General features: G+C 35.3%; 18 protein-coding genes, 1 pseudogene and 2 other annotated features. Of the genes and pseudogenes, 2 read left to right on the forward strand and 17 right to left on the reverse strand.

The features are described 5' to 3' along the window. Window positions 1–84: 84 nt before the first annotated feature. From ppsA to ACFHWD_RS01455, 8 genes are all read right to left on the reverse strand, one after another. The gene (gene ppsA / locus ACFHWD_RS01420; RefSeq protein WP_229980753.1) at window positions 85–2,700 is read right to left on the reverse strand and encodes a phosphoenolpyruvate synthase; all 2,616 of its coding nucleotides are present in this window, start codon (window positions 2,698–2,700) and stop codon (window positions 85–87) included. 234 nt (window positions 2,701–2,934) lie between these two features. Next, a complete protein-coding gene (locus ACFHWD_RS01425) occupies window positions 2,935–3,339 on the reverse strand; it encodes an SDR family oxidoreductase (protein ID WP_179977978.1) in 405 nt (134 codons plus the stop codon). 106 nt (window positions 3,340–3,445) lie between these two features. Continuing rightward, the gene (locus tag ACFHWD_RS01430) at window positions 3,446–3,694 is read right to left on the reverse strand and encodes an SDR family oxidoreductase (protein ID WP_179977979.1); all 249 of its coding nucleotides are present in this window, start codon (window positions 3,692–3,694) and stop codon (window positions 3,446–3,448) included. A gap of 252 nt (window positions 3,695–3,946) precedes the next feature. Beyond that, window positions 3,947–5,071, reverse strand: a complete 1,125-nt coding sequence (locus ACFHWD_RS01435; protein WP_106008593.1) for a radical SAM protein — start codon at window positions 5,069–5,071, stop codon at window positions 3,947–3,949. Next, window positions 5,034–5,159, reverse strand: coding sequence for a hypothetical protein (locus tag ACFHWD_RS01440; protein WP_268905665.1), 126 nt, complete (start codon window positions 5,157–5,159; stop codon window positions 5,034–5,036). The genes ACFHWD_RS01435 and ACFHWD_RS01440 overlap by 38 nt, the downstream gene beginning before the upstream one ends. A gap of 90 nt (window positions 5,160–5,249) precedes the next feature. Further along, complete coding sequence (locus tag ACFHWD_RS01445) at window positions 5,250–5,405, reverse strand: DUF4180 domain-containing protein (RefSeq protein ID WP_106008608.1); 156 nt, start codon at window positions 5,403–5,405, stop codon at window positions 5,250–5,252. A 158-nt stretch (window positions 5,406–5,563) separates the two neighbouring features. Continuing rightward, the gene (locus ACFHWD_RS01450) at window positions 5,564–6,094 is read right to left on the reverse strand and encodes a GNAT family N-acetyltransferase (RefSeq protein WP_106008594.1); all 531 of its coding nucleotides are present in this window, start codon (window positions 6,092–6,094) and stop codon (window positions 5,564–5,566) included. A gap of 194 nt (window positions 6,095–6,288) precedes the next feature. Further along, entirely contained in the window at window positions 6,289–6,768 is a 480-nt protein-coding gene (locus ACFHWD_RS01455) for a MarR family winged helix-turn-helix transcriptional regulator (protein WP_106008595.1), read from the reverse strand. Window positions 6,769–6,891: 123 nt separating this feature from the next. On the opposite strand from ACFHWD_RS01455, the gene ACFHWD_RS01460 reads away from it, so the two are divergent. Both ACFHWD_RS01460 and ACFHWD_RS01465 read left to right on the forward strand, forming a co-directional pair. Further along, on the forward strand, window positions 6,892–7,365 hold the full coding sequence (locus ACFHWD_RS01460; protein WP_242977492.1) for a hypothetical protein: 474 nt from the start codon (window positions 6,892–6,894) through the stop codon (window positions 7,363–7,365). Beyond that, the gene (locus tag ACFHWD_RS01465) at window positions 7,331–7,783 is read left to right on the forward strand and encodes a hypothetical protein (RefSeq protein ID WP_378059923.1); all 453 of its coding nucleotides are present in this window, start codon (window positions 7,331–7,333) and stop codon (window positions 7,781–7,783) included. Before ACFHWD_RS01460 ends, ACFHWD_RS01465 begins: the two co-directional genes overlap by 35 nt. A 298-nt stretch (window positions 7,784–8,081) precedes the next feature. On the opposite strand, the gene ACFHWD_RS01470 is transcribed toward ACFHWD_RS01465, so the two are convergent. From ACFHWD_RS01470 to ACFHWD_RS01510, 9 genes and pseudogenes are all read right to left on the reverse strand, one after another. Continuing rightward, window positions 8,082–9,419 carry an MFS transporter gene (locus ACFHWD_RS01470; protein WP_106008596.1) on the reverse strand — a complete coding sequence of 446 codons (1,338 nt, stop codon included), beginning with the start codon at window positions 9,417–9,419 and terminating at the stop codon, window positions 8,082–8,084. A 95-nt stretch (window positions 9,420–9,514) separates the two neighbouring features. Next, window positions 9,515–9,714: a binding site (T-box leader), on the reverse strand. A 41-nt stretch (window positions 9,715–9,755) separates the two neighbouring features. Beyond that, window positions 9,756–9,953 (reverse strand) — a binding site (T-box leader). A gap of 112 nt (window positions 9,954–10,065) precedes the next feature. Continuing rightward, the gene (locus tag ACFHWD_RS01475; protein ID WP_106008597.1) at window positions 10,066–10,329 is read right to left on the reverse strand and encodes a DUF6429 family protein; all 264 of its coding nucleotides are present in this window, start codon (window positions 10,327–10,329) and stop codon (window positions 10,066–10,068) included. Window positions 10,330–10,399: 70 nt separating this feature from the next. Further along, window positions 10,400–11,449 (reverse strand): hypothetical protein, encoded by a 1,050-nt coding sequence (locus tag ACFHWD_RS01480; RefSeq protein ID WP_378059926.1) that lies wholly within the window; start codon window positions 11,447–11,449, stop codon window positions 10,400–10,402. A 178-nt stretch (window positions 11,450–11,627) separates the two neighbouring features. After that, a pseudogene (locus ACFHWD_RS01485) lies at window positions 11,628–11,885 on the reverse strand (hypothetical protein). Further along, the gene (locus ACFHWD_RS01490; RefSeq protein WP_170065736.1) at window positions 11,885–12,058 is read right to left on the reverse strand and encodes a hypothetical protein; all 174 of its coding nucleotides are present in this window, start codon (window positions 12,056–12,058) and stop codon (window positions 11,885–11,887) included. The pseudogene ACFHWD_RS01485 and the gene ACFHWD_RS01490 overlap by 1 nt, the downstream one beginning before the upstream one ends. Before the next feature lie 202 nt (window positions 12,059–12,260). Next, window positions 12,261–12,992 carry a hypothetical protein gene (locus ACFHWD_RS01495; protein WP_106008599.1) on the reverse strand — a complete coding sequence of 244 codons (732 nt, stop codon included), beginning with the start codon at window positions 12,990–12,992 and terminating at the stop codon, window positions 12,261–12,263. Window positions 12,993–13,505: 513 nt separating this feature from the next. After that, window positions 13,506–14,366 carry an EbhA gene (locus ACFHWD_RS01500; protein ID WP_242977494.1) on the reverse strand — a complete coding sequence of 287 codons (861 nt, stop codon included), beginning with the start codon at window positions 14,364–14,366 and terminating at the stop codon, window positions 13,506–13,508. Window positions 14,367–14,754: 388 nt separating this feature from the next. Beyond that, window positions 14,755–15,789: a Cfr family 23S rRNA (adenine(2503)-C(8))-methyltransferase gene (locus ACFHWD_RS01505; protein ID WP_106008600.1), complete on the reverse strand. Its 1,035-nt coding sequence runs from the start codon at window positions 15,787–15,789 to the stop codon at window positions 14,755–14,757. 151 nt (window positions 15,790–15,940) lie between these two features. Beyond that, complete coding sequence (locus ACFHWD_RS01510) at window positions 15,941–17,425, reverse strand: Lsa family ABC-F type ribosomal protection protein (RefSeq protein WP_106008601.1); 1,485 nt, start codon at window positions 17,423–17,425, stop codon at window positions 15,941–15,943. Window positions 17,426–17,593 lie beyond the last annotated feature (168 nt).

Genomic DNA, 17,593 nt, shown 5'->3' on the forward strand with positions numbered 1-17,593 from the left:
AACATAGGAGCTCCAAATGGTGATGAAATTGGTGCATAATAGTTTTTTACATTCTCTATGTTTCTATAATTAACATCTTCCCCGTTACAGGATTTCTACATAGCCTTCTGTTCCATTAACCCGGATTCTCTGTCCGTCATTTATCAGTCTGGTGACATTTTCTACTCCCACAACTGCCGGCAAACCATATTCACGTGCGATAACTGCTCCATGGGTCATAAGTCCGCCAACTTCGGTGACCAGGCCTTTTATGGATACAAACAATGGTGTCCAGCTGGGGTCAGTAAAGTAGGTTACCAGTATATCCCCCTCTTCCAGATCAGCATCTTCCATATTTAAAATGACACGTGCCCGTCCCTCTACAACTCCGGAAGAAACAGGCAGACCTGCAATAGCTCCTTCCGGGAGATTCTCTTGCTTGTATTCACCTGCAATAATTTCGCCATCAGAGGTGATAACCCGCGGCGGAGTTAGTTTTTCATATGATTTGTACTCCTCTTTTCGCCTTTCTATGATCTGGTAATCCAGTTTATTTGTGCATACCACTTCCCGAAGTTCTTCGAAGGTGAGATAGTATATATCTTCTTTTTCATTAATAACGTCCGCTTGGACGAGCTTAACGGCTTCTTTCAGCAAAGCCTGCTTATAAATGAAGTAGCGATTAACCATGCCGTACTTTGGATATTCCCTAAACCCGCTGAAATTCCGGATCAGATCTATCATTCCTTTTGTTTCTCTGGCTTTTTGTTCACCATCCGCTAATTGCCTCAATTTATCCAATAACTCCTGTTCTTTTTTCAAAGCTTCCTGCCGTCCCTCCTCAAATTTCCGCCTACCAGCTTCAGGCTGGAAATTTTTGATGTTACTGAGAATCATGGGAACAAGTGCAGAGGGTTTTTCGCTCCAGCGAGGTTTGGTAATATCGATTTCTCCGGCACACCGCATTCCGTATTTATTGAGATAAGCACAGACAGCCTCCCGGGTTTCCTGTCCGCCATTAAACTTAACCAGGTCATCCAAAAAATTATCATCTTTTACATGTTGTAAATAATCAATTATCTGCGGATAAGGACGGATAACATCTGCTACATCCAGCAGCGCCAGCCCCATTTCCGAGGTAATATTGTTTGGCACAGACTGAGAAAGGATGTCTGCTGTGTTTTTTTCACCTAACCACTTCTCCATTTTTTCATTGATCCATAATGAAGCATCCATAGCAGCCATAAACACACGGGAACTTTGCGTGTCAAATAAAACCCTCCTTAACTCCTGAATATCTTCCAGAATAAAATCAAACAAATCCGATCCTGATGACCTCCGCATATTTTGTTTCAGCTCTTCTATGGATGTTTCACTACTTTTAATCAAATTAGAAACAACTAACGGATCGCTTTTGATCTGTACCCGGAAACCTGCAGATGACACAATTTTATTGCCTTTATCTGAACTCTGTTCTTTTTTATCATCTGGTACGAATTTTATAAAATCTCCTCGTTCTATTACAGTCATGAGCGCATCTTTCATAAGCGGATCGTGCTGTCCCATGGTATCCAACAAGATTTTCCTGCTGTCAGAGGAAGCAAGCATCTGTGTAACATCAACAAACAGCCTTCCGCCAGCTTTATGCATGGGTGCTCTGGTGGTCATCAGGAAAAAAGACAATCCCAACGGTTTCATGGGATCGGTCATCATTTGCTGGTGACCCACGGATACATAAACATGATTTTTCTGATCATCTGCTTCAGGTATGGGGTACAAAGTAGTGATTGGCCGGCTCTGCACAATGTAAAACGTATCATCTGCCAGACACCATTCCATATCCTGGGGACAGCCGAAATGTTCTTCGATCTTCCTTCCCAGATGCTCAAGCTGCAAAATCTGCTTCTCCGACAGCACTTGCTTCTTCTGCTTTTCAGGCTCAATCTTCTTCTCTTTCGTACCGCCGTCTTTTAAGGCATAAACAGCCAGTTTCTTGATGGATATCTTCTTATAAATAATTCTACCCTCACGCACCTTATAGTTATCTGCATTTACCAGGCCGGAAACAAGTGCCTCACCAAGTCCGAAGCCGGCATCAATGGACAATACCTTCCTATTGGAAGCGACGGGATCGGCAGTAAACAAAATCCCTGCCGCCTGAGGGAAGATCATCTTCTGAACAACTACAGACAGGTAGACTTTACGCTGGTCAAAACCATTTCGAAGGCGGTAAGCTACTGCCCTCTCGGTAAACAGCGATGCCCAGCACTTGCTTATATGCTTTAGAACGGCCTCCTTTCCGACAATGTTCAGATACGTGTCCTGCTGACCTGCAAAGGAGGCCGTTGGTAAATCCTCTGCAGTTGCACTGGATCGTACTGCATAGGCATTTTCTTCTCCGAGCCTTGCGAGAAAGCGGGTGATCTCTTCACTAATATCTTCAGGGATGGCTGTGTCTTCGATGATCTTTTGGATTTCACCACTGAGTTTACTGATTTTATCTCGGTCTCCCGCTTTCAGAAGTGATAACTCATCCAGTAATTCATCAATGGACGGCGTTTCCTCGATAATTCTTTTAAAGGCTTCAGTAAAAACACAGAAGCCATCTGGTATGTGTATTCCTTCAATCCTGGAAAGTTCCCCCAGATTTGCGCCTTTACCTCCCACAGCCATGAGCTTTGTTTTGTCAATGTCCTTAAAGCCAAGCACATAAGAACTCATATGTTTACCTCCCTTGGGTTCCACAATAATCCCTCCAACAAATCACATTAACGTGCTATTGCATTATAACACTGGCAGTTGGGAACAAACAGTCTGCATTTACAATTATTTATATGTTATAATTAAGATGGGAATTGTTAAATATTCAAAGAAGGAACTTTATTTTCACTTGTAACATCCACTGTTTATCCAGAAAGCATCCATTTTCAATTCACTATGTCACATGCTCATAATTTATCTCTTATCTTTCCCTGTCATATACCTGGCAGTCATCTTACTCATGATTTTTCCCATTTTTAAAGGAAACAGATAGCAGATCAATATCTGTATCTTTTGCCCCAAGCTATGGCAGATAATAAAAGATTTATTTTGTATGTGCTTTGCAAGACCGGTACCGACCTTTTCCGGATCGACCATAAATTCTTTGGGAACAGGCAGAGGTTCTGCTGATTTTGTCCTGGTAAGAGGCGGGTGAAAAATATGAAAACTGATGCCGTAATTTTGGTACTCAATATTAAGACACTTGGCAAGTGCTTCAATCGCATCTTTACTTGAAGAATAGGGACTGATATTGACAAATCCCATCACACTAACGCAGGAACTTGTAAATATGACTTTGCTGTTCCTTTGACTCTTCATATAAGGCAAAAGCCTTGGATAGATGAAGCGCTCCGTAATAGTTCACTTCCATTACATGATGATACGTTTCCTCACTGGTCTGCTCCATACTTTCAAATGTACACAGTCAGGCATTATGTACAGCACAATCAATGCTCCCGTATTTTTTGACGCTTTTACTTACGCAAATCTCCATTTGCTTCAAGTCGCGAACATCACAGGTCAGCGAAAAAAGAGAATCATATTCTTCACACAAACTGCTGAGATTGTCGGTTTTTAAATCCAGAACAGTTACATTATAACCTTCTGATAAAAGCTGCCTGGCCAGATAATAACCGATGCCATTTGCTGCCCCCGTAATTAAAATGTTTTTCATAGAAGACCATTCCTTTCAAATGATTTAAAGATTATTATCTTTCCACGAACCTAATCCTGCTACTATTTCATCTTCTATATATTCATTCCAAGGTATATTTTTACTTTTAACAATTGTCTTCTTAACGCTCCTTGTTGATATTTATATTTATGATGTTGATCCTCGGTCTTTTATGTCATAACGCTTCTTACAAAGCGGCTGCCAGTTGCTTTCATACCAGAACAAAGTTCTGCCACTTCTGCTTTGAACCCTCTAAAAAATCATCTCACCCGGTTTATAGCCCTCAGGCAATTCTTCTTCACTTAAAAACTTGAAATTGTCATCACCCAGTATGGGTAAAAATGCTTCATATGGAATCCTGGAAAACTCACAGGCATAATTGCTGGCTCCGAACCATTTGCCCTCCTTGCTGCTCAGGTTCAAGTCTCTGGCAAATTTTGTATAGTTCGAGCAATCATGAACCACTAAATCCCACTTTTCTTCATCGGCTGTTTTCATGAATTTCAAAGTCAGTTCCCTGCTCCAGATTGGAGATATGTAACCCTGCCTGGAAATATACATGTCTTCTCCATAATAATTGTTTATGTTATTCTCATTCAAGTGTAATTCTGCACAATTGATAAAATCAAGTTTTGTCTCCAAGATGTCCTGCTTTTTCATGAAAAAAATTTGGAAAAACTCAGGAGTCATTGGAGTTTCAATACCTACACTTTTAATATATTTTTTTGCTGTTCCGATATTTTCAATCACCTTGTCCGAACACTCAGAAGCACCCAGGTTGAAACGTATCTCGTCAAGGCCGGCTTCACCTAATGCTTTCAATGTTTCCTCTGTAGCTAAAATGCCATTTGTATACAGATGTTGATGAACTTGAGCATCACTAAATTTCCTTATTACCGGATAGTACTTTTCTATTTCCATAAACGGCTCTAAATAGACATAGCAAATGCCAGTGGGTTTCTTCTGAATGGAAAGAAGCAAATCAATATCCCTGTCATAAAATCTTGTGCCTCCAATTTCCCACATACCTTCGCCCACTGGAGGAATATTTTCCAGCTCTCCATAATCATAACAGAACTTGCACTCAATGTTGCACTTGTTGGTTTTCCTGATTGCATTCAGACCAGTACCCAGCAGGCAGGAACGGCATCCCCGGGGAAATTTACTTTCATTTCCCACAAAAAAAGTTCTGTTCTTCAAGCTTTTCAAACCCTTAATTTCCGACATTAACATATCATTTCTATAATCGATGGCTGCCTCAATTTGCGCAAAGGCAGAGTAAACAATCTCCTGCTGCTTTGTCATAATTTCCTCTTCCTCAGGCAGTGTTGAAAAAAATTCAAACCATTTCAGCGCATCTTTCTTTGAAATTTTCATAATATCCTCCTATAAGTTCGCCTTTTACAGTTCTAATTCTAACTCTTTCTTTTGCTGTATGGCAATTATCAACTCCAATATAACTCATAACTACATAAAAAGTCTCCTTGCCCCGTCCTTATTATACCATCATCATATAAAAACTAGCTCAATATCAACATACCAAGCTAGTTTCACTTTAGAATTTTTTCAATCCATCAACAGCATCTTCTTCAGAAGATACAAAGAAAATATCTCTTCCCCTATTACTTTCATATATAAAATCTTTCAGCGGCTTGCTTGTGTAGACGGAAAAATCGCCGACAATGGCTACTTCACTGCCATTGTCAGTAATTTTTTTATATTCATAACGGGATTTTCCTCCTCATAAATTTCGATTTTTATCTCTAATGTTGACTTATATATAAGATTCATGTGTATAATTATTTCATCAGAATTTTGCAGAGCCAAAAGTACATCGCGGAATTTTTTATTGCGGTGACACAGGTTACCTTACTCAAAAAATTCTTTACAATAAGCCACAGTTCCCTTAATGTTATCAAGACTTCCCTTCTCAAGTTCCAATGCCATAAACGATTCATCCGGTACATCAAATGGTGCCTTAATCCCCCATGTGTTTGCAGGTTTAAATCCAAATCGAGGATAATACCTGTCATGTCCAAGAACAATTACAGATTTGAAGCCCATTTCTTCTGCAAGCTTCAGACTTTCCTCAATCAAGCCTGTTCCAATACCTTTGTTCTGATATTCAGGCAAAACCGAAACAGGAGCCAGTGCCAACGATTCGTATTCCTTTTCACCATCTTTAATAATTAGCTTTGTCATCAGGCTATGACCTACAATTTTTTTGTTAATTTCGGCAATAAGAGAAAGCTCCGGTATAAATACATCGCTTTTTCTCAATTTAGCTACCAAAAACTGCTCTCTATGATCACTGTGCTCTTCATTTTCAAATGCTTTTTCCACCACTTTTTCGGAAAGTCTGCAGTCTTTTTCAGTTTCCTGTCTTATAATTATATCCATTCGTAAATATCCTCCTTTCCAATATCTCAATTGTGAAGTTTGACTCTCCATGTTCCTTCCAATCTTTTTGAAGTTCTTTGTTAGGATGATTTCCTAATAAACAGATTTATATATGGATGTTTTTCCAGCGCCATTAACACCGGCAAATAATACTTTTATGATATTGCAGAATATTTTTATCCAATGGGAATGCTTTATTTATACTTTTGCTCTTGACTATCAACACCTGCATACAACCTGGTAATCATAGTGTAAAACAAATGGATTTCTTCATCAGAATACTCATGAAACAAGCTATTGAGTTTTTCATTGTGAAAATAAAAAACTTCCTCAAAATAGCTATCACCTTTTTCCGTTAGCTGAATTGAGGTGTTTCGCTTATTAACAGGATTTTTCCGAATGGTTATAAAACCTTTTTTCTCCAGTGATGCAGCCAATTTCTTTATATTTTGTCTGGAGGAACCTGACAATTTCCCCAAGTGAGTAAAGGTGGTTTTACCAGTTGTATGTTTTATCATCACAAGCAGCATAAATTGTTTCAATGTAAGAAATGGATCGGCTTTATCAAAAATTGTCTGCAGACGATTTTGCAAAATAAATATACTCGCAAAGATACCACGTGTTTCTTTTTCCCGCTCACCGCTATAATTTTTAATCATATCATCAATCTGCATAACGTTTTCCCTTTCATTAACAAAAACTTATCCATTATATCCATTTACATTATAGTAACTAGTTGCTATAATGTAAATGGTAACTAGTTACTATATTGATGTCATACATCAAGGAGGGCTGTAATGAAGATGAATAAAACAAGCAACTTATTGGTGATTTTCATTATCATCTTAGCATCAATTGCTTCTGCATATGGTTTTTTTTCAAATAATGCTATCAATGAAAATCAAACAATTCAGACTATTCATAATGAAACCGTCAGGCTTTATGGGAAAGGATTATATCATAATGAATCAGTATCTATGGCAGCACAAGTAAGAGCTCAAGACGTTGTTACACTAGTCTTTGCCATTCCCCTACTGCTGGTTTCGTTGATTCTGAACAAGAGGTCCCTCAAAGGAAAATTGTTGTTGGTAGGAACATTAGGTTATTTTCTATACACCTATATGAGCTATTCGTTTTTAGCAATATACAACAATTTCTTTCTGATTTATGTGTTACTGATGTCACTGTCGTTTTTTTGCATTTATAATCAATATTACTTCACAGCAACTGCAGAATTTGGAGAAATGCTTTTCAGCCGCCATGCCCAGTAAGCCTGTTGGAATTTTCATCATCGTTATCGGCATTATTATAAGTTTGATGTGGTTAGGCAGAATCGTTCCCACCATTGGTAATAATACTGTGAATGGTTTGGAGCATTATACTACTTTCGTTATTCAAGCAATGGACTTAGGAATTGTCCTTCCAGTGACTGTAGTAAGTGGTGTTTTGCTATTGCGAAAGAAAAGTTTAGGTTACTTGCTTGCCCCAATCATTATCATTAAGGGCATAACATTACTGTTAGCTATTGATGTGATGGCTATTTCCATGGCAATTAGCGGTGTTTCAGTTTCGCCGATTGAATTAATTTTATTTCCATTATTTACCGTAATATTTGCTGTGATTTTGTGGATAATATTAAAAAATTTTAAATCAATAGATAATACTTGCACATATAAAGAAACGATTTAGTTAAATCAAAGCATTTTCATAGCCTTTTAGCACAAACTCTCTCAATGCCGCATTCAAAATTACGCTCCGTCTCTGCAGTTCTAAATCCAGCAATTTTATAAGCATGCAATGTCCCCCTTTTTTTATCTGTCAGGTAAATAAATTATATCATTATTTACCTGACAGATTAAAACTCCCTTGGTTATAAAGAACTCCAGGACTTTTCTGAGAGTTAACATATATTTCTATATTATTATTCTAACACATACTAACCGGACAAAATGAATTATTAAAATCAATACTTTCAAAACTTAGGCACTTAAATTTCATCCAGGGATTTTTGTTTTGTTTCAACTCCTAACACAGCAATAATAAATGCCACTACTACAAGTATGCATCCAAGTACTATAAAAACAGTCCTGGTATCATAGTTTTTAAGTATCCATGCTACTCCATAAGGACTGAATATAGTTGCCAGCCTTCCTACTGCATTACAAAATCCTGAGCCTCTAAGTCTTATGTCTGTGGGAAACAATTCCGGAACATAAATGGCAAGGCCAAGTGTAAGAAGTATATATATAATTACAGTGAGGAAAAAACCCATAGTCAATATTACAGTCATAGTATTTTGTGAAGCATATGCATATCCAAGTGCTCCTGCTGCAAGCATAAATATAGTAAGGCACCATTTACGCCCTAATTTATCTACAATAAAACTCCCAATTAACGCTCCAAGAGGTGCACCTATCATCATTATAGTTGTATATCCCAATGATTTAGAAACATTTATGCCTTTTCTCAAGAAAAATGTAGGTGCCCAGCTTACAAAAGTATATATCAAAGTATTTATTGCAATCAGCACTACACAACCTACAATAGTTCTCGAGATCATATTTTTACTGAATAAATCACTAAACTTCCCCGATTCTTTATCATGTTCCTTCCTTATGACATTAGGTTGTGCTATGGAATTATCAGCCTCCTTCTCTGCTTCATGGTAAAATATATTTACAACATGCTGTGCATCTTCTTCCATTCCTTTGGATTCATACCATCTTGGGGATTCAGGCATACTTTTTCTCATATACCATACAATTACGGAAAATACACCTACAAATACAAACATCCATCTCCAGCCAAACCGTGGTATTATAAGATATCCCAGAAATGCAGCCGCCGGTGTAGAAACGTTCGTTATAAGCGAAAGCATGGACATCCACTTTCCCCTCGTTTTTGAAGGCACAAATTCTGCAAGCAGTGCATATCCTGTAACAATTTCAGCACCGAGTCCAATTCCCATTATTCCCCTGCAGACTATTAAAAAAATCATATTTGGGGAAAATGCAGCTACAAGAGATGCTCCACCAAATATCAAAAGGTTCAGCTGATAAGAAAATTTACGTCCAAAACTGTCTCCTAAAAATCCAGTAATAAGTGACCCTATCAAAAGTCCTAAAAAAGTTACAGAAATAAAAGCAGCATTTAAGCTTATGCTTGACCATCCACTTTTTAACAGCACACCTAAAACTCCACCTGCCAGATATACATCAAATCCATCTAAAAATATTCCAAGACCGATGAGCCATAAAATTTTATAGTGTAATTTGGATATTGGAACATAATCCATTTTTTCAGAAATATAATTGACTTCTTCCATTAAAATACCTCCATTTAGTAAACAAAAATTTAATATATAATTTCACTGGCCAGTAAAAATTATTTTCTAAAAACAAGCATAAAAAATAGACCTTTCCATGGGGCGAAAGGTCTATCGCGGTACCACCCAAATTTATAACTTGAATATTTTAACGGCGTCACTGCCGGCAGAATCCTACTAATTTTCAGATTGCAGTTTAAGGGTGAGTTTCAATACAGTATAAATGTGCTTTTTCACCATGGGCACTCTCTTTAAAAGTATATCTGTATTTACTTATCCCTGGCATTACTTTTACAATATTAAGTTTTCATCAAAATAAAAAAGCGGTATTGTTTCTCTTGGAGCGAGAAACAATACCGCGGTACCATCCAAATTTTTTTCTTTATAAAATAACGGATTCACCCGATACAGTCTACTTGTATTTCAACCGATAACTCAAGGACGAGTTTTCAATACATGAGTATTGTGAATTTACAGCAAACATCACTCTCTTTAAATATCATATATTTACTTGATTCCTGTCATAGTTCTTAAATTTAATTTTTTCTAAATTATAGTACTAATCTTATATATTGTCAAGATTTAGATTTGATGAGGGTAGCTGTAATTTGTATATATTTACAGATTAATGCTACACCATATATATCTACTTCCAATCTGATATATTATATTTAGCCAATAATTCCCGTGATAATTTCATGCCTTCATCTGTAATTGCTACAGACTTAGAACGATGGCTCCCCTGCCGGATATAATCTTCCTTATCCAGTTCATTAATAATGTCGAAATCATATCCCTTCCAAGCCATATCCAAATCTGATCCAAAATAATCACGTTCCTTAAATCTTGTTAAATACATCAACAGCATGGTCAATTCTTTAACTGCTTTCTTCGGATTAGTCTTATCCATAATAAAATCTCTTCTCTCCGTGGTAAAATTACAATTTCATTGTTATACAATTTTTATGCCCATCATCATACTACAATATCCTTTTATTGGCAATCTTTTTTTCACTCCAGCCAAGTCTCTTTGACCAAGCACGAAGCTCATTACTTTCTACCTTGTCTTCACTTTCATAAACAGTCCCTAAAAAATTAGCAAATCCACTTAGTCCACCTACATCATCAATCAAAAAAACTCCATCTTTATAAATACAAACCGGCCTATGCTCATTCAGCACAGTATCATTTGCACAGACAATCTCTTCATGCGAAACAAGCCCGCCTTTAATCAGGTCTCTGTAATTGTCTTTCTTAGTTATGATAATAGTCCAATTATCCCCAAAATCATATTTATAAATGAGCTCCTTTGCTACCGGAAACAACCTTTTTTCACCAAGCAGTTCATGTTTACCTGCTAAAATCTTGCTAACTTCCAATCTCTCCAACAAGTTTTTTGTTCCACCCTCAATGATAATAGAAGAATTCATTTCTTCAAGAGTCAACTCAATCAAAGGAGCTTTACGCAAAATTTTAATCTCCTTGCCCTCAGCCTTTTTAGTCCGTTCTATGTAATCTTTAAATGACTCCCTAACATCAATCATCTTAAAATCATCCATGAGCCGCTGCACATCTCTTTTAGCAATTTCCGGATGCTCCAGTTTTCCGCCATAAAAATACGGTCCAATATATTTCTTCTTAATCCATGCACTTATACTGCCTTTTTTATAATCATCATCCCAGAAAATATCTCCCTCTGATTCGGACGGAGGCTGAAATAAAATTCCCACTAAATCCGACCAGCCTTTAACAGTGCCACTGGTCAGTTTTTGATATACTTCTTCCGGTAGATGAAAACTGCGTAAGTGTGAATTTCTCCAGCCATAAAGTTTTTGTATTGTATAGTGTAGATTATGAAGCGGCATATCAGATGGTATAAGAATATCTCTGCATATGGACTTCCCCGTAGAAGATTCTCCATATCTTTTAAGCATTATTTTCTGGTATTCCGTCAGGTATTCATCTTTCAATTCCAAATGAAGATGAACCGATGTGATTTCTTTTTTATCACCTCTTATTTTGTTTTTCATTTTGTCCTCCTTCCCAATTATCTTTATTTTTAACTTTGAACCACCATATGCCATTCTGCATTACATAATGCATCCATTCACTGCTTTTATCAAATATTCTACCCTTGTTATCAATACAACACACTCCACGTATCAGTAGACAAGCTATAGATATAATTATGCAGAAATATTAGCTTTTTTATTGCAGAATCTTTCTACTCCAATTGGGAATTGTATTTCTTTTCCATTTAACTGTTCCGTTGCATATATAGGCTGCGTATTTAAATTCATTTGTATTATCATATATATTTATTTCATTACATATACCCAGTATCTTTTTTAAATTATTCAATGATTAATAGTATCTTCTTTCTATATCTCTCTCATAATAAATAGATCTATATATGGATGTTTTTCCGGCACCATTTACTCCTGCGAATATAGTATAAATAGCCATTACTCTTTACCTATCACCTTTTTTTGCTCTCTTTGAAGCACTAAATCCGATAAAGCAGCATAAAAATCTTGTTCTTCTTTTGTCTTTGATTTTTTAAACAGTTCTTTTAAATCCTCATATGAATACCTAAGAAACTGCTTATACAAACTACTTTGCTGATTTATTTTTTCCATAACGATTCCCCTTCGATAAATATATCTTTATACTATATTGTACCCTAATATAGTGCTCCCATAAATAGCTGTACTTAACTGAATTTAAATTTTCAGGAATCTCACCTTTCTTTATTAAAGAGCAATAACTTCTTCAACCATTTTGGCACATGCTTAACTTTTTTATTTTTAGATACAGACTTTAATTAAATAGTAAATAAACTTAATCGTTTTTAAGTTTCTCTTTTAAAGAATTCAACATTTTCATTTTCTCACTGTCACCTTTTACATCTGGATGATATTTTTTTGCAAGTTTAGTAAATCCTGCTTTAAGCAGTTCCTTAAAAAGTTCACTTTCCTCCGCTGTCAGATGATAAGGATTAGAATTCCTCTGCTTGTTAATTTCTTTCCATCCTTGAGATTTGTAAAATCTTTTAGCCTCATTATATGTATTGAAATTTGTATTGTAGTTATAGTTGATTATATTTACATACCATTTTTTGAAATGCTCTTCATCATTGAAATTTTCATCATATTCTTCTTCATAATATATCATATACTTTATAATCTCATTTTCTTTTTCCTTACGCAAATGCAACCTATACTGGTTTTTAGTGAAATTATCTTTGAACTCATACTCATAAAAATCCTCAACTGACTCTATTACCATTCGCTCAAAAGACTTTTTCTGTACATTCAACTTATCTTGTACCTTATCAAATACCTTAAATTCTTCTAAAAGACTCATTATGTCATACCTATAAAACGATGAATCCCCAGTCTCCTCAGCATGGAATATTTCTTTCTCATCAAAATCAAACAGATGTATTTTGTTCCCATTGTCAGAGCAATAATCCACTGAGTACTTGTTTCGATACCCTTTTAAATATTTGCTGATTTTTACACACATAATCATTACCGCTCCCAAAACTACTATTGCCTTAAAACTAGCCAATAGTTTTGAATCTGCTATAACTAATTTCAGTATATCATGAAATTTAATAGAGTTAAATATTTAAAATTTTTGAATATAAATCATATAATTATTGATTCTCTATATTACATTATTCCTGCCCGGGCATAAAAGCGCATCATTTTATCAACTCAAATCATTTTAATTCTAGGTAATAAAAAATCAGCTTATATAACTACAACAAGCCGATTTTAGGAATGTTTTTAAGACAAGTTGTACTGCAACGCGGTATTCCATTTGAAATAAAACTGCCTGCAAATGCTCCGACTGTCTTTGGTTCACTTACCAAAAAACAATTTGATACTGAAATTAACAAATGTATGGACGATATAAAGAATAGAATATTAATTCTCAAAAGCATCTATCGAAAGATAGGTGCTTTTCTTATGCCAATTTTTAGGAAAGGACATGAATACTTATGGGAATACTACCCAGCCTTTCCTGATCACAGGATAATCCGGGAGTCAAACACCGACCCATTGCTCTTGGTATAAACTATTTCAACTCAATCAACTTGTCAAGAATTTGTTTTGTCAAATCCTTTTGTTGTGCCGCTGTTAAATTGGTTGAAGTTCTGATCACAACTGTTCCATGTACTTCGTGAGAACCAGAATTAAACATTTCTGCTCCATCAAACGCTGCTAGGTAAGCATTACGAGTTTCTGCATCTTTCTTAGTTGGATAGACTTCAATACATCCACCTGCATCAGTTCCTTTATCAACAATATCTCTGCCATCCACTTCTTCAGTCACATCTTTGTCAGTAAAATAAACTGCAGCGGTATATCCACCTTGTTTGTTAAGATTACCGTTCGGATCATTATTTTCTGTTACTGCTTGCGTTCCTGTGATTGAAGATACTTCCTTCAATCTTTGAATTACAAAATCGCTTGTTGGATTTGTAATTTGCTTAAGCTGCTTCACGCTGTTTTCAAATGCTTCACTAGCTGATTTCAATTCACTAATTTGTGTTGAATAGTCAATTGGCTTTTCTAATTCTTTGGTAGCTTTTTCGATTGCATCAGTCTTTTTAGGAACTTCGGGAACAGATACTAATGCTTTCTTGGCACTGTTATCAGCTGATTTTAGCTTACCTAATGCCGATGTATCATAAGCTTCTTTCTTAGAATTTATCAACTTTTCAGAATTATCAATCGATGTTTGCAGTTCCTTATTTTTTGCTTCAACTTTTTTCTTTGCAGTATCAAACTGAGTAACGGCTTTTTCATGTGGTGAATATACCTCAAAGTAATAACCACAACCGCCTGCAGCAATAACCAATAATGTGATAATCCCAATAATAGCTTTTTTCATTTTGTTCACTTCCGTTTTTTTGTCCATATCCTCATAATTCACGCCACACACCCCTGTCCTCAGCATTTATATATTATATTTTCTATTATATACATTCATACTGACATAGACTGTCAGCAACAATAAAATTACCTATATGTAAAAACAAAAAAGCCAATTAAGATGATTGTTCGCCTTAACCGACTCTTGAATTTCATTATTCAATTACAACCTCTTAAAAGCTTCTAAAATTAACTTGAAAGATATAGCAATTTTTAGAGTATATAATAAACCTACACTAATAAGAGCACAGCTACTAAAGTCTTCCTGCTGTGCTTTTTAATGAAATTATCATATCCACACGTATTTTGATAGAAAGTCAACACTTAAAAATTAGCCCTCTTTTTTAATTGAGAGGGCTTATTCTTAGAATAATATTTTCGAACCAACATCACAATTCATTTTCACAATACAATTGTCCGCAGGCAGCGCCAATTTCAGAACCAAATTGTGTCCTAACAGTTGCACTAACGCCTGCTTCCTTTAATGTACTGCAAAACTGGTTGATAGCACTCGATGGTTGAAATTTAAAAGTTGTTTTATTCGTAGAATTATAAGATATCAAATCAATATGATATAAATACTCCCATGAACCACGATTTTTCAACAAACCTATAACTGCCTTTGCATGTTCTTTAGAATCATTAATCCCTTCAAGCATAATATACGCAAGAAATACTCTTCGTCCCGTATGAATAATATGTTCATCTAATGTCTTCATTACCTCATGCAATGGAAATCTTTCATTTATAGGCATTAAATCGCTTCGTTGACTTTCAAATGGTGAATGAAGTGAGAAAATGAGATTTACTTGTGGAAATTCTTTGGTCAATTTTTGAATTCCTGGTATAACACCAATTGTTGAAATCGTAATTCTTCGTTGACTTAAACCAAATAAATTTTGATCAGTCAAAATTTTTAGTGCACCAAATAACTCTGGATTTGCAAAAGCCTCACCCATTCCCATAAATGAAACACTATTCAAACTATGTCTATAGAAATAAAAATAAAGTAATTGATCAGTTATCTCATCAGCAGTGAGATTTCGTTTAAATCCAGTACTTCCAGTTGCACAAAAACGGCATCCAAAACCGCAACCACATTGAGAAGAAATACAAAACGATTCCCACCCCTGTTTATACTGTAATCGAACAGCCTCTATTCTCTTTCCGTCTGTCAATTCAAATAACAATTTTTCAGCTTGCTTAGAATGTTGTGAAAAAACAGGTATTAAGCTAGATACATTATTCCCAAACTCATTTGTTAAAGCTATCCTTAATACTTTTGGCAACATAGCCATATCATCAAAATTATCTATCCTTTGACGAAAAATAGCTTTTGCAAGCTGTATATATCTATAATTTGGTAAATTTAAATCTGATACTATTTGTTTTATTTTTTCATATTTTGTTTTTGTCTGCTTCATGTAGGCTTCCTCCTCGCTATTAATAGTTAGGAAGCAAAGCCAGCATTGGCGACTTATACTACTCCATGCAAATGTCGCCTAAAACATCTGACTTTGCATGGAGCCTATTATGTGTTACTTGTATATTCATATTAAACATATTAATTCCATTCTATCCCTTCAATTTTATAGTTTTTGTTGCAACATTTTCACAAAATGCAATATCATGCTCAACAAATAAAATTGTGGGCTGATATTCAATTAACAATTTCTCAATCTGCATACGAGAAATTACATCGATAAAATTCAATGGTTCATCCCAAATATATAAATGTGCCTGTTCACACAAACTTCTTGCAATCAATACCTTTTTCTTCTGTCCCCCGCTAAAATCCTGGATATTCTTTTCAAACTGCTCTCTTGAAAAATCAAGCTTTCTAAGAATTGATTTAAATAAGCTTTCTTCAATACAATATTTATCTGCGTATTCAGACAAGTTACCATATAAATCTGATGTATCTTGTGAAACATAAGAAATAATCAACTGACTACTTTTCCTCACAATTCCATTATGCGGGATTTTTTCTCCATAAATTAATTTTAATATACTTGATTTCCCACTGCCGTTTTTCCCTTGAACAGCAATTCTTTCACCCTGCTCTATGGTGAAGCTTACTGCTTCACAGATAATTCTATTATCGTATTGAATTGAAACATCCGCAAGTTCCACAAGCTTTTTACCATGGAAAGTAAGCGGTACTATTTTTAAGCTTTCATTGGATTCAATATTTTTAAGAAGCCTTGATTTTTCCTCAATCATATTCTGTTGTCTAGCTTCTATATTTTTAGCACGCTTCATCACTTTTGCAGCTTTATGTCCAACATACCCCTTATCCAATTTGCTCCCGGAATTAGCAGCTCCATATTTACTGCTTTCAACACTATCTGACCATGCAGATGTACGTTTTGCTGAACTGGAAAGCCGGCTAATATTCTTTTTCAATTTTTCGTTTTCTGCTAGTTCAAAACCATCTTGTAAGTCTTTATTTCTCCACCATGAAGAAAAATTTCCTTTCTGTATCTCAATATTAGTTCTATTAATGGCCAAAATATGGTCAACGCAATTATCTAAAAAATACCTATCATGTGAAATCAGAATAAATCCTTTCTTCTTTTTTAAATAATTGCTTAGTTTTTTTCTAGCTTCAACATCCAAATGATTTGTAGGTTCATCAATAAGTAAGAAGGAGTTCTCCTTTAAAAACATAGCAGCTAGTAATGCTTTGGTCTGCTCTCCTTTAGATAGTGTATAAAATTGTCTATATAAAGCATCATAATCCATATCTAACAATGATAATTCTTTAATTATTTCCCAATCCATTGAATTTGGACTGATTTCCCTTATGATATCTATGGTGAAATTTCCTTGTTCCTGCACCTTATAAGGAAAATATTCAAAAGTCACATCAGCTGAAATATTTCCATTATATTCGTATTTCCCAAGTAGGAGATTTAAAAAAGTGGTTTTTCCCCTTCCATTTCTTCCGGTAAACCCCAATTTCCAATCTGTATCAATTTGAAAACTTATATTTTCAAAAATATTATCATAACTATCTTCATAAGCAAAGGTTAGGTTTGTAACATTTATTAAAGACATATTTTTGTCCTCCTCTGTAATTAATAGTATAAACAACAAAGTCGGAACAACAGGCGACTGTGTTTATTTACTTCATATAAATGTCGCCTTCAGTATCCGGCTTTATATGGAGATTATCATGTGTTAGCAAAGTGTCTTTGTTTTTCATAATATTAATTATCCTCCTTA

Source organism: Clostridium sp. MT-14, from assembly GCF_042436595.1.
Taxonomy (GTDB): domain Bacteria; phylum Bacillota; class Clostridia; order Clostridiales; family Clostridiaceae; genus Clostridium_B; species Clostridium_B aromativorans.